The following is an 11,963-nucleotide window of genomic DNA, read 5'->3' as shown; positions in this document are numbered from 1 at the left end:
CCGGCCAGTGCGCTCCGCGTTGCGCCTTCGGCCAGTGGCCCCCGCGTCACGCCTCTGGCCACTGCATCCCGCGCCGCGCCTTCGGCCGGTGCGTCCCGCGTCGTGCCTCCGGCCGGTGCGTCCCACGCCTCGCCTCCGGCCACCGCGAAGTGCTGCCCTGGCCACCGCTTCCGGTGCTGGCTCTTGGCTGCTGCGCTCCGTACCAGGCCCCCGGACCATCGCAATCAGCTCTGGCCACGGGCTACCGCAATCCGCGCTGGCCCTGAAGCACCGCAACCGGCAGTCCGCGGTGGCTGAGGCAACCGTAAACCGTGCTCGCCTTGGCCAGCGGGGCTCGCGAGGCGTCCTTGCTGGTAGCAGCCGAAACTGTGGATGCAGGCAGTGGGCGGGCGCCTTGGTGTAGCGGCTCCGGGTGCGAGAAGGGGAGCTCGGCTTCGGGGCTGGCGGGTGGAGGTGCGGTGAAGGTAGGGGGTGCGGGGGCAGACTGGGAGTGGTGTTCAGGCGTGCAGTTCATTAGTTGTTGAGCAAATGGAGGCGGTTGTGGGGGATGGGCCTGCGGTCGGGGATGTTGTTGCGGAGTTTGAGGCCTATTTGCGGTTCGAGAGGGATTTGTCGCCTCATACCGTGAGGGCTTACTTGGGGGATGTGGCCGAGCTGCTGGCTTATGTGGGCGGGGCGGTGGAGGCGCTGGATGTGGTGGCGCTGCGGGGGTGGTTGGCGGCGCAGCATGACGCGGGGAAGGCGCGGGCGACGCTGGCTCGGCGGTCGGCCTGTGTGCGGACGTTCACCGCCTTCTGCCATCGCAAGGGGTGGCTCGGCAGCGATCCCGGGTTGCTGTTGGGGACGGCCAAGGCGCCGCGGCAGTTGCCTGCCGTGCTCGATCAGGAGCAGGCGCGGCGGGTGTTGGACGTGCCGGTGGAGGGGGAGCCCAAGGATCTGCGCGACCAGGCTCTGCTGGAGCTGCTGTACGCCACCGGGATTCGCGTGTCCGAGTTGTGCGGGCTGGATGTGGATGACGTGGATCGGGAGCGGCGGGTCGTACGGGTGCTGGGCAAGGGACGTAAGGAGCGGTCGGTGCCGGTCGGGGGGCCGGCGATGCGGGCGTTGGACGGGTGGTGCGTGTACGGGCGGCCGTTGTGGGTGCGGCCGGGGTCCGGGGCGGCGTTGTTCCTGGGGGTGCGGGGCGGGCGCATCGATGCCGGGACCGTCCGGCGGGTGGTGCATGCGCGGGTGCGGCAGGTGGAAGGGGCGCCCGACATGGGGCCTCATGGGTTGAGGCACAGCGCGGCTACCCATCTCCTGGAGGGTGGGGCGGATCTGCGCAGCGTGCAGGAGTTGCTGGGGCATGCCTCGCTCAGCAGTACGCAGGTGTACACGCATGTGTCGATCGAACGGCTGCGTAGCGCCTATCGGCAGGCACATCCGAGGGCGTGACGGTGGGATCCCCCCTCGGGATGCTCAGCGGGGTGGGCGGCGGGGGCGGCGGGGCTTGCGGTGCTGGCCGGTGGGGGTGGGCGGGGGATCGGCGGTGGGCGTTCTTCTCTTGGAGTGTCTGCCTTCCGGTGGGCGGGGGCGGTGGCGGCGGATCAGGAGGAAGAGGAGGAGGGCGGTGCCGATGAGGGCTGTCAGGGCGATGGGCGGGGGTGCCGGGGTCGAGGCTGAGCGGGGGAGGAGCGGCGGGGCGGAGGGTTGTTTCGGTCCTGGAGTGGGGGTCGGGGGTCGGGGTTGTTCCGTCTTTGGGCTGAGGGTCGATGCCTGGCTCTGGGCTGGAGGCAGGGATTGCCAGAAGGGGAGGAGGCGGACGGGGGCTTGGGCCAGGAGCAGGAGCGGGTCGAGGTAGGTGGTGTCGCGTTTGAGGCCCCAGTGGAGGCAGGACTCGGGGCAGTGCGGCGGTGGTGAAGGGGCGATGGCGCCCAGGCGGTCTCCGAGCGCTACGGGGTCGCCTCGGCGTACGGCGGGGATGACCGGGAGGTAGGTCGTGCGGAGGCCGTCCGCGTGGTTGACCGTGACCACGCCGCGGCCTGCCACGGGGCCGGCGAAGCCGACCGTGCCCGGGCCTGCGGCGAGGACGGGGGTGGCTGCTGGAGCGGCCAGGTCCACGCCGCGGTGGCCCGCCAGCCAGGGGGCCGGGGGCGGGGCGAAACGGCTCAGGATGCGGGGTGTGCCGTCGAGGGGCCAGCGCCACGGTGGGCGGTCTGCGGTGGCCGGGGTGGTGGGGACGAGGACGGCGCAGGTCAGGGCGAGGATGATCGCCAGGAACCTCAGCGTGGTGCGGGGTGAGGGGCGGCGGGGCATGGGGGGAGTCTGCGGCGGGGGCAGGGGGTGCGGGGGGCCGAGCGGGGTTCTGTGGATAAGGGGTTCTGTGGATAAGGGGAAGGGCTCAGCGGGAGCGGAGCGGGGAGGCCCAGATCCAGGCGGTGCTGAGGGCGATGCCCGCCGCGCAGATGAAGATCACGGGGCGTAGGCCGAGGACCTCGGCGAGGAGGCCGCCTGCGAGGCCGCCGAGGGCCATGACGCCCTGGACGGCGAAGGTCATGGTGGCGTTGACGCGGGCGCGGAGTTCGGTGGGGGAGTCGCGCAGGGTGATGGCGCCCATGCAGGTGGCGAAGGCGACGACGATGCCGCCGGTGAGGACGCCCGTGGTGGCGAGGACGACGAGCTTCCACCAGAGGGCGCCGTTGAGGAGGCCCACCGCGAGGATCTCCAGGGGGAAGAACAGCACCGATCCGAGGAGGATCCGGTTCTCGCCGAAGCGCTTGGCCAGGCGGGTGGTGGCCCAGGCGCCCAGCAGGCCGCCGGCGCCGCTGAGGGCGATGAGGACGCCGATCAGGCCCTGGGGGATGCCCAGGGTGTTCACCATGTAGAGGATGTGGACGGCCGTGTAGGCCATGGCGAAGAAGTTGATCGTGACGCCGGCGCCGAGCAGGGCGCGCAGGGTCGGGATGGTGATGCTCGTGCGCAGGCCCTCGACGATGTCGCGCCACATGCCGCGAGTGGGGGCGGGTTCGGCGTGTTCGGGGGTGCGGATCGAGCGCAGGAGCAGCGCCGAGCTCAGAAAGGAGAGCGATTCGGCGAGCACGGCCAGCGGTGCGGTGAGGATCTGCACCAGCAGGCCGGCGAGGCCGGGGCCCGCCACGGACGCCATCGAGTAGGAGGCGTGGAAGCCGGCCAGGGCGCTGGTCCGCTGGTTCTCGGGGACGATCGCGGCCAGGTGGGGGAAGTTCGCCGCGCGGAAGGTGACGCCGGCGGTGCCGATCACGAGGGCGACGACGATCAGCCACGGGACCGTGAGCACGCCCAGCAGCCAGGCCACGGGGACGGTCACGGCGGCCACGGCCGACACGAGCTCGCAGGCGATCATCAGGGGGCGGTGGCGGCTGAGGCGGTCCGCGATGGCTCCTGCCTGCAGGCCGAACAGCAGGGCGGGCAGCGAGGCGGCGGCGGTCAGGATGCCCATCTCGGCGGGGCCGGCGGCCAGGAGGGTGACCGCTGTGAGGGGGATCGCCAGCTTGGAGACCTCCGAGCCGGTGATGGAAATCGTACGGGCCGACCACAGCAGCCGGTAGTCGCGCTGCTTGCGAAGAGGAAGGTCGGACAGCGGAGGGTCTGGCAGCGGGGAATCGGTGTGGGGCGCGCCGGTCATGGGGGACTCCAAGAGGATGCAAAGTTGTGAAGGAAACCCTTCACAACTCTGAAAGTAGTCCTTCAGAGTTGTGAAGGCAACCTTTCACGAATGTCCCGGTACCGTTGGCGCATGGAGCTGGACGATCCGAAGGCGATGCGGGCACTGGCCCATCCAGCCAGGCTGGCCATACTGAACCGGCTCGGCGCCGGAAGGAGCGCGACCGCCACCGAGGTCGCCGAGGACGCCGGGATCACCCCCAGCGCGGCCAGCTACCACCTGCGGATGCTCGCCAAGTACGGCTTCGTGGAGGACGCCCCGCCGCGCGGCGACGGGCGCGAACGGCTGTGGAAGGCCGTCGACAGGTCACTCGCGATCGGCATCCTGCCCGGCGACCGGCCCGAGGTGCGGGAGGCCAAGGACCTGCTCATCCGGGCGGTGCGCAAGGACGCCGAGAAGGAGCTGGAGCGGGCCCTGTCCAACCTGCCGCAGGAGCCCGAAGAATGGCGGGACGCGAGCCGCTTCAGCCGGATCACGCTGCGCCTCGACGCGCAGGAGATGGGACGCCTCTACGCCGACATCGAGAAGCTGCTCGCCCCGTACATCGCCCGTCACCGCAGCCCGGAGGACGCGCCACCCGGGGCGAGGGTGGCGGAGGCGCAGGTGAGCCTGTTCCCGCAAGCCGACCGGCCGGTGCCCGGGCTGCCCAGCGAGGACCACGACGCCGGCGGCTGAGCCGTGCGCGCCGCCGGTTGACCTCGACGGTCAGGCGGGGGTGGCATGGGAGGTAGACTTTTCGATGGCCTGTGACCACAGGCCGACTTCGCATGCCTCACGAAGGACCGCACCATCGGTCCGGGCCTCGGCCCGGCTGGAGCGGTTCCGGGGCATCAGGGCGGTAGCTCGCCGGCTGCCGCGGCACAACCGAGAATCGCGCCCACTCGCGGGGCGCCCTGACTTGGAGGACCAGCACATGGCCCCCGTCGTCACCATGCGACAGCTGCTCGAGAGCGGCGTTCACTTCGGCCACCAGACCCGCCGCTGGAACCCGAAGATGAAGCGCTTCATCTTCACCGAGCGCAACGGCATCTACATCATCGACTTGCAGAAGTCGCTGTCGTACATCGACCGTGCGTACGACTTCGTCAAGGAGACCGTCGCCCACGGCGGCACGATCCTGTTCATCGGCACCAAGAAGCAGGCTCAGGAGGCCATCTCCGAGCAGGCCGCCCGGGTCGGCATGCCGTACGTGAACCAGCGCTGGCTGGGCGGCATGCTCACCAACTTCTCCACCGTGCACAAGAGGCTTCAGCGTCTGAAGGAGCTCGAGGAGCTCGACTTCGACAACGTCGCCGCGTCGGGGCTCACCAAGAAGGAGCTCCTCATGCGCCGCCGCGAGAAGGACAAGCTCGAGCGCACGCTCGGCGGCATCCGTGACATGGGCCGCGTGCCCAGCGCGGTGTGGATCGTGGACACCAAGAAGGAGCACATCGCGATCAGCGAGGCCAAGAAGCTTGGCATCCCGGTCGTCGCGATCCTCGACACCAACTGCGACCCCGACGAGGTCGACTACCCGATCCCGGGCAACGACGACGCCATCCGCGCCGTCGGGCTGCTCACGCGCGTCGTGGCCGACGGTGTCGCCGCCGGTCTGATGGCCCGCTCCGGCGCCGCCCGCGGCGACGAGAAGCCGGCCGCCGCCGAGCCGCTGGCCGAGTGGGAGCGCGAGCTCATCGAGCAGGGTGGTGGCGAGCAGGCCGCCGCGGCCGAGGCGCCCGCCGCTGAGGAGGCCGTCGCCGAGGCTCCGGCCGCTGAGGCCCCGGTCGCCGAAGCCGCTCCCGAGGCTGAGGCGGCTCCCGCCGAGGCTGAGGCCGCGGCCGAGGGCGAGACCGTCGAGGCCGCCGAGACCGAGCAGCAGGCCTGACGCCTTCCCGCCCGGGCCTTCGGGTCCGGACCGGGCCAGGGGTTCCGGGGTCCGGCTGATCGAGAGGTCGGCCGGACGCCCACCGGGACGCCGGGGCATCGGACCGGCGGGCCAGGGGCTCGGGGTGGTGGTTCGCCACCGCCCTCGGGTCGACGGCTCGCCGCCGGGCCGGCTCGGTGGCCGCCGCGAGTGGCCGCCACAGGTGGCACCCGGGGTGAGCCCGCCGCAGCCGACAGGCCGCCGCAAGCGGTGAGCCGCCGGATCGCCGGCCGGACCGGTGGGCCGCCGCAGGCTCCGGTAGGCGGACCGCTAGCTTGGAGCGGTGGGCCGACGCCGCAGGCGACGGGCTGGTGGACTTCCGCAGGCTCAGGCCGGTGGGGTCCGCAGGCCGCAGTCGGTGGGGTTCCGCAGGCTCCGGTCGGTGGATGCCACGGGCCGGGATCGGCGGGCCGCCGCAGGTGGCGGGACGCTTGACCGCACGTCCGGTCGGTGGGCCGCCGCAGGTGGGCGCAGGGCCGGGGTCGCAGGCGGCAGTACGGCGGGCCGCGGGGTTCGGGCGGGTGACCGCCAAAGCCCCGAGGCCCAGGGTCCCGAGGCCCCACAAGGCCACGGTCCCAGGCTCCACGGTCCAAGGGCCACGGCTCACGGGCGACGGCTCACGGGCGACGGCTCACGGGCGACGGCTCAGGGCGTACGGCTTGCGGGTCGGACTCAGGGGCCGCGGATGAGACGGTGAAGCGGTTCGGGAGCCCCCGGGCGAGGGTCGAAGGGCACGGCCCGGGGCAGAGAGTATGGCTCCCGGGCCCATCGAGAGGCTTCTGTGCGGCACCCGGTGCCGTACCGACAAGCGGGTGGGCGGCCCCCACCCCTTCCACGACGAACAACCCACGACGACATCCCACGAGGAAAACGCAATGGCTTCCGTGAACATGGCCGACGTCAAGCGGCTTCGCGAGATCACCGCTGCAGGCATGATGGACTGCAAGAAGGCTCTTGAGGAGGCTGAGGGCGACTTCGACCGCGCCATCGAGCTGCTCCGTCTCAAGGGCGCCAAGGATGTGGGCAAGCGCGAGGCGCGCACCGCCTCCAACGGCCTGGTCGCGCTCCAGCAGGACGGCGACTCCGCCGCGGCGCTGCTCGAGCTCAACTGCGAGACCGACTTCGTGGCCAAGGGCGAGCGCTTCCAGGAGCTGGCCTCCCAGGTCGTCGCGCACGTGCTGGCCACCAAGCCGGCCGACGTGCCGTCGCTGCTGGAGTCGTCCTTCGACGGCAAGACGGTCAAGGAGCACCTGGACGTGGCCAACGCCGCGCTCGGTGAGAAGATCGAGATCCGCCGCTTCAAGGTGCTGGAGGGCGGCTACATCGGCGCCTACATGCACCGCACCGACCCGGCGCTGCCGCCGGCCGTCGGCGTGCTCGTGCAGCTCGACAAGGCCAACCCCGAGGTGGCCAAGGACGTCGCGCAGCACGCTGCCGCGATGGCCCCGCAGTACCTGAACGCGGACGCCGTGCCGGCCGAGGTCATCGAGAAGGAGCGCAAGCTCTTCGAGGAGATGACCCGCGAGGAGGGCAAGCCCGAGGCCGCGATCGGCAAGATCGTCGAGGGCCGGGTCAACGGCTGGTACAAGGACTTCACGCTGCTCCAGCAGGCGTTCGTGAAGGACAACAAGAAGAGCGTGGGCAAGTACGCCGAGGAGAACGGCGCGCAGGTTCTGGCTTTCGTCCGGTTCAAGGTCGGCCAGGCATAGGCTGGAGCGAAGTTCTCCGGCGTCGCACCGGCCAAGGCCGGTTCCGGTGCGACGTCACGCGACGTAACGCGTGGAATCCGGTCGGATCGGGGCTGAACGCCCCGCCGGCCGGAGCAAGTCCAACAGAACCGCCAATAGAGGGAGGCCGCCGCCGTGCAGGACAGTCAGGAGCCCGCCACGTCGGCGGCTTCTTCGTCCCGGAACCAGAGTCCGCTGCGCTGGAAGCGGGTGATGTTGAAGCTGTCGGGTGAGGCGTTCGCCGGCGGCGAGCCGCTGGGCATCGACCCCGGCGTGGTCGAGCAGCTGGCCGATTCGATCGCCGAGGCCGTGCGCGAGGGCGTGCAGGTCGCGGTCGTGGTGGGCGGCGGCAACATGTTCCGCGGCGCGACCTTGTCGGAGGGGGGCATCGACCGGGCCCGCGCCGATTACATGGGCATGCTCGGCACGGTCATCAACTGCCTCGCGCTGCAGGACTTCCTTGAGCGGCGCGGCGTCGAGACGCGCGTGCAGACCGCCATCACCATGCAGCAGGTCGCCGAGCCGTTCCTGCCGCGCCGGGCGATCAGGCACCTGGAGAAGGGGCGCGTGGTCATCTTCGGCGCCGGGCTCGGCTCGCCGTACTTCTCCACCGACACCGCCGCGTCCCAGCGTGCCCTGGAGATCGGCGCGGAGGCGCTGCTCAAGGGCACCCAGGTGGACGGGATCTACGACTCCGATCCACGGAAGAATCCCGATGCGGTGAGGTTCGACCACCTGGACTACGGCGAGGTGCTGATTCGTGACCTGGCGGTCATGGACGCCACCGCGATCAGCCTGTGCAAGGACAACGACCTGCCGATCGTGGTCTTCGACCTGATGGGCGAGGGCAACATCCTGCGTGCGGTCCGCGGTGAGAAAATCGGCACGCTGGTGAGTCCCGCAGGCAAATGAGGGTGCGAGCCCGACACCGCCAGCTAGAAGACAGGGAGCCGCTGTGATCGACGAAACCCTCCTCGAAGCCGAGGAAAAGATGGACAAGGCCGTTTCGGTCGCGAAGGAAGACTTCGCGGGCATCCGTACGGGCCGTGTCACCCCCTCGATGTTCAACAAGATCAACGCTGAGTACTACGGTTCGCCGACCCCGATCCAGCAGTTGGCCTCGTTCCATGTGCCCGAGGCCCGCATGGTCATCATCCAGCCTTACGACAAGGGCTCGATGGCCGCGATCGAGAAGGCGATCCGCGACTCCGACCTCGGCGTCAACCCTGGCAACGACGGCCAGGTGATCCGCGTGTCGTTCCCCGAGCTGTCGGAGGAGCGCCGCAAGGAGTACATCAAGGTCGCCAGGAACAAGGGCGAGCACGCCAAGGTGTCGGTGCGCAACATCCGCCGCTCCGCCAAGGAGATCCTCGACAAGATGGTCAAGGACGGCGAGGCGGGCGAGGACGAGGTCAGGCGTGCCGAGAAGGAGCTTGACGACCTCACGCAGAAGCACGTCGCCAAGATCGACGAGCTGCTGAAGCACAAGGAAGCCGAGCTGCTCGAAGTCTGAGCGGCTCGCCGCGCGGCCCTCGCCTGATGGCGGGGGCCGTGGCTCATGGAGACTCTGTGGAAGAACGTACGGCCGGGACCAGCCGCACCGGCCGGAACCTGCCTGCCGCGATCGCGGTGGGCGTGGGGCTGGGCGCGCTGGTCATCGTCTCCCTCTACACCATCAAGGAGCTTTTCCTCGTGGTGGTCGCGGGGGCCGTGGGCGTCGGCGTGATGGAGCTGGTGCGGGCGTTCGCGACCCGCGGGATCCAGGTTCCGGCCGTGCCGGTGCTGGCGGGCGTGGTCGCCATGCAGGCGGGCGCCTACTGGGGCGGCGGCGTGTGGCTGCTGGGCACGTTCGTGGTGTTCGCGTTCGCGCTGCTGATCTGGCGGATGGTCAGCGCCGGCACCGAGGGGTACGTACGGGACGCGACGGCGTCGGTCTTCACCCTGTTCTATCCGCCGTTGCTGGCCGGGTTCGTCGCGTTGCTGCTGGCGCCGGACGACGGGGCGCACCGGGTGGTGGTGTTCATCGCAGTGACGGTGGCGAGCGATGTCGGCGGCTATGTGGCGGGGGTGCTGTTCGGCAGGCACCAGCTTTCGCCGATCAGCCCGAAGAAGACGTGGGAGGGGCTGGCCGGGTCGGCGGTGGCGTGCACGGCCGTGGGGGCCTGGCTGGTGACGTGGCTGCTGGACGGCGAGCCGTGGCAGGGCGCGGTGATCGGGGTGCTGGCGGCGCTGCTGGCGACCGTGGGCGACCTCATCGAGTCGATGATCAAGCGTGATCTCGGCATCAAAGACCTGGGCACGATCCTGCCGGGGCACGGCGGGCTGATGGACCGGCTGGACTCGCTGGTGGCCACGCTGGTGCCGGTGTGGCTGCTCCTGGCGCTGTTCGTCTGAGGGCCGGCTGCTCGTGTGAAAGTCAGCTGAGCGCGTCGGCGGTGGCGGGCGTGAGCCAGAGCCAGCGGACGATCTCCCCGCCAAACGCAAATCCTGACATGTCGGGCATATTGGGGGCGTCGGCCTCCATGGTCACCCCCGCGTACCGCGCGCCCATCGGGAACGTCGACGGGTCGTGATACCACTTCGCGGTGTGCCCGTTGCCGAGCCAGGTGACCGAGTGCCACGGATACTGCGCCAGCCACACCAGCAGCAGCGCCGCGTCGCGCGGATCCTCGCGGGTGGCGACGGCCAGCTCGATCCTGGCGTACGCGCCTGGCGTGTCGAGCCACTGCTCGACCGTCGGCATCCGCTGGCAGCTCATCCCGACCGTCGACAGCACGGTGAACCCGCGCTCGCCGTGGGGCGGACGCTCGGTGATACCGACCGTGGGCAGCCGGTCGCCGCTGGCGTCCCAGTAGCGGCCCGCCGGGCCGAGCACCCGGTCGAGGTGGCCCAGCACGAACTCCTGGAACGACGGCCACGACCCCTCCGCCTGCCGCCAGCGCCAGTAGGAGTGCGCGTTGGAGATGCGCGGGCGCAGCCCTTCCAGGGCCTCCGACAGCGCCCAGGCGAACGGCGACTCGCCTACCGCGTCACGCGCGTAGCCGGGCATGCCGCGGTGCATGTCGGCCCAGCCGGGGATGACGGCCAGCAGGTCGTCCTCCTCGTAGAGCGCCACCCCGTCGCCCTCCTCGAACCACAGCGGCGTGAGCTGCCCCAGCGGCCGGCGCCCGTCCGGGTGGAGGGTGTTGGGGCGGGGCATCAGCGGCGGCAGCCCGGCGTTGACACGCGACAGGTCGATCACGGCGGGCGCGGGCCGATGGTTGGCCAGCCAGACCGCGCCCCGCACGGCGCCGTCGGGCGCGCACAGGTAAGCGACCGAGGAGTCCTCGTCCCGTTCGACCACGAGCGTCCGGCTACCGTAGGGATTGCCGGCCGTGAGGACGACCTCGGTATGCCCCTCGCCCGACGCAGACCGGAAAATCGCCATACGTGAGAACTGTAGATCCCCGGCCAGGCTCTCCGGAATGACACCGGCGAGGTAGGCGTTCACTACCCTGGTCGGAAACCGTACGAACAAAGGCAGGAACGTGTCCCAGCAGCCAGGCCAGCTCACCTTCGTCGCGCCGCGCCGGGCCAAGCCGGCCAGGCACCTGGCGGACCTGTCCATGGCCGAGCGCAGGGCGGCCGTCGCCGAGCTCGGCGAGAAGGCGTTCCGCGCCGACCAGCTCTCCCGCCACTACTTCGAGCGGCTGACCACCGACGTCGAGGCGATGACCGACCTGCCCGCCGCCGCCCGCGAGAAGCTGTCGGCGCTGCTGCCGCCGCTGCTCACCTCCGTCAGGGAGATGACCACCGACGGCGGCACCACGCGCAAGACGCTGTGGCGGCTGTTCGACGGCGCGCTGGTGGAGTCGGTGCTCATGCGCTATCCCGACCGGGCCACGATGTGCGTCTCGTCGCAGGCCGGCTGCGGCATGAACTGCCCGTTCTGCGCCACCGGCCAGGCGGGGCTGACCCGTAACATGTCCACCGCAGAGATCGTCGAGCAGGTCGTCTCCGGCGCCCGCGCGCTCGCGGCCGGCGAGGTGCCCGGCGGGCCCGGCCGGGTCAACAACGTGGTGTTCATGGGCATGGGCGAGCCGCTGGCCAACTACAAGCAGGTGATCGGGGCGGTGCGCCGCCTGGTGGAGCCCGCGCCGCACGGCCTGGGCATCTCGGCCCGGGGCGTCACCGTCTCCACGGTCGGCCTGGTGCCCGCCATCGGCAAGCTCGCCGACGAGGGCCTGCCGGTGACGCTCGCGCTGTCGCTGCACGCGCCCGACGACGAGCTGCGTGACACGCTGGTGCCGATCAACACCCGCTGGAAGGTGGCCGAGGTCCTCGACGCCGCCTGGGCCTACGCCGCCAGGACCAAGCGGCGGGTCTCCATCGAGTACGCGCTGATCAAGGACATCAACGACCAGGAGTGGCGGGCCGACCTGCTCGGCAAGCTGGTCAAGAACAAGCTGGTGCACGTCAACCTGATCCCGCTCAACCCGACGCCGGGCTCCAAGTGGACCGCCTCGCGGCCGGAGGACGAGCGGGCGTTCGTGCGGCGGCTGCAGTTCCACGGCGTGCCGGTGACGGTCCGCGACACGCGCGGGCGCGAGATCGACGGCGCCTGCGGCCAGCTCGCCGCCGCCGAATAACACCCGCCCGAAAGGAAGCCCCC

General features: G+C 70.9%; 11 protein-coding genes. 8 read left to right on the top strand and 3 right to left on the bottom strand.

Features of this window, described 5'->3' with window-relative positions:
- Positions 1–528: 528 nt before the first annotated feature.
- On the top strand, positions 529–1,434 hold the full coding sequence (locus tag ACBI99_RS40440) for a tyrosine recombinase XerC (protein ID WP_357590422.1): 906 nt from the start codon (positions 529–531) through the stop codon (positions 1,432–1,434).
- A gap of 24 nt (positions 1,435–1,458) precedes the next feature.
- On the opposite strand, the gene ACBI99_RS40435 is transcribed toward ACBI99_RS40440, so the two are convergent.
- Both ACBI99_RS40435 and ACBI99_RS40430 read right to left on the bottom strand, forming a co-directional pair.
- Positions 1,459–2,295, bottom strand: coding sequence for a M23 family metallopeptidase (locus ACBI99_RS40435; protein WP_375074876.1), 837 nt, complete (start codon positions 2,293–2,295; stop codon positions 1,459–1,461).
- An 85-nt stretch (positions 2,296–2,380) separates the two neighbouring features.
- Positions 2,381–3,643, bottom strand: a complete 1,263-nt coding sequence (locus ACBI99_RS40430; RefSeq protein WP_219510004.1) for an MFS transporter — start codon at positions 3,641–3,643, stop codon at positions 2,381–2,383.
- A gap of 111 nt (positions 3,644–3,754) precedes the next feature.
- Here ACBI99_RS40430 and ACBI99_RS40425 point away from each other — a divergent pair, with 111 nt between their 5' ends.
- The 6 genes from ACBI99_RS40425 to ACBI99_RS40400 all read left to right on the top strand — a co-directional run bounded on the left by ACBI99_RS40425 (position 3,755) and on the right by ACBI99_RS40400 (position 9,706).
- Positions 3,755–4,357, top strand: coding sequence for a helix-turn-helix transcriptional regulator (locus tag ACBI99_RS40425; RefSeq protein WP_219510003.1), 603 nt, complete (start codon positions 3,755–3,757; stop codon positions 4,355–4,357).
- A gap of 238 nt (positions 4,358–4,595) precedes the next feature.
- Positions 4,596–5,546 carry a 30S ribosomal protein S2 gene (gene rpsB, locus ACBI99_RS40420; RefSeq protein WP_219510002.1) on the top strand — a complete coding sequence of 317 codons (951 nt, stop codon included), beginning with the start codon at positions 4,596–4,598 and terminating at the stop codon, positions 5,544–5,546.
- Between the two features lie 914 nt (positions 5,547–6,460).
- A complete protein-coding gene (gene tsf, locus ACBI99_RS40415) occupies positions 6,461–7,294 on the top strand; it encodes a translation elongation factor Ts (RefSeq protein ID WP_219510001.1) in 834 nt (277 codons plus the stop codon).
- A 231-nt stretch (positions 7,295–7,525) separates the two neighbouring features.
- The gene (pyrH, locus tag ACBI99_RS40410; RefSeq protein ID WP_246646054.1) at positions 7,526–8,224 is read left to right on the top strand and encodes a UMP kinase; all 699 of its coding nucleotides are present in this window, start codon (positions 7,526–7,528) and stop codon (positions 8,222–8,224) included.
- Positions 8,225–8,267: 43 nt separating this feature from the next.
- Positions 8,268–8,825 carry a ribosome recycling factor gene (gene frr / locus ACBI99_RS40405; protein WP_219509999.1) on the top strand — a complete coding sequence of 186 codons (558 nt, stop codon included), beginning with the start codon at positions 8,268–8,270 and terminating at the stop codon, positions 8,823–8,825.
- A gap of 56 nt (positions 8,826–8,881) precedes the next feature.
- On the top strand, positions 8,882–9,706 hold the full coding sequence (locus ACBI99_RS40400) for a phosphatidate cytidylyltransferase (RefSeq protein WP_308125995.1): 825 nt from the start codon (positions 8,882–8,884) through the stop codon (positions 9,704–9,706).
- Between the two features lie 22 nt (positions 9,707–9,728).
- Here the strand turns inward: ACBI99_RS40400 and ACBI99_RS40395 are convergent, their stop codons facing one another.
- Positions 9,729–10,655 (bottom strand): suppressor of fused domain protein, encoded by a 927-nt coding sequence (locus tag ACBI99_RS40395; RefSeq protein WP_375074875.1) that lies wholly within the window; start codon positions 10,653–10,655, stop codon positions 9,729–9,731.
- A 184-nt stretch (positions 10,656–10,839) separates the two neighbouring features.
- On the opposite strand from ACBI99_RS40395, the gene rlmN reads away from it, so the two are divergent.
- Positions 10,840–11,940, top strand: a complete 1,101-nt coding sequence (rlmN, locus tag ACBI99_RS40390) for a 23S rRNA (adenine(2503)-C(2))-methyltransferase RlmN (RefSeq protein ID WP_219509996.1) — start codon at positions 10,840–10,842, stop codon at positions 11,938–11,940.
- Positions 11,941–11,963 lie beyond the last annotated feature (23 nt).

Source organism: Nonomuraea sp. ATR24 (assembly GCF_041950485.1).
GTDB lineage: Bacteria > Actinomycetota > Actinomycetes > Streptosporangiales > Streptosporangiaceae > Nonomuraea > Nonomuraea ceibae.
The sequence above is the reverse complement of the archived record's forward strand: the minus strand, read 5'-3'. Positions and strand labels throughout refer to the sequence as shown.

What these genes read in the sequence shown, in the direction of transcription:
- rpsB (WP_219510002.1), top strand. Translation starts at nt 4,596, where the DNA reads ATGGCCCCCGTCGTCACCATGCGACAGCTGCTCGAGAGCGGCGTTCAC.
- pyrH (WP_246646054.1), top strand. Translation starts at nt 7,526, where the DNA reads ATGTTGAAGCTGTCGGGTGAGGCGTTCGCCGGCGGCGAGCCGCTGGGC.
- tsf (WP_219510001.1), top strand. Translation starts at nt 6,461, where the DNA reads ATGGCTTCCGTGAACATGGCCGACGTCAAGCGGCTTCGCGAGATCACC.
- ACBI99_RS40435 (WP_375074876.1), bottom strand. Translation starts at nt 2,295, where the DNA reads ATGCCCCGCCGCCCCTCACCCCGCACCACGCTGAGGTTCCTGGCGATC.
- ACBI99_RS40440 (WP_357590422.1), top strand. Translation starts at nt 529, where the DNA reads ATGGAGGCGGTTGTGGGGGATGGGCCTGCGGTCGGGGATGTTGTTGCG.
- ACBI99_RS40430 (WP_219510004.1), bottom strand. Translation starts at nt 3,643, where the DNA reads ATGACCGGCGCGCCCCACACCGATTCCCCGCTGCCAGACCCTCCGCTG.
- ACBI99_RS40425 (WP_219510003.1), top strand. Translation starts at nt 3,755, where the DNA reads ATGGAGCTGGACGATCCGAAGGCGATGCGGGCACTGGCCCATCCAGCC.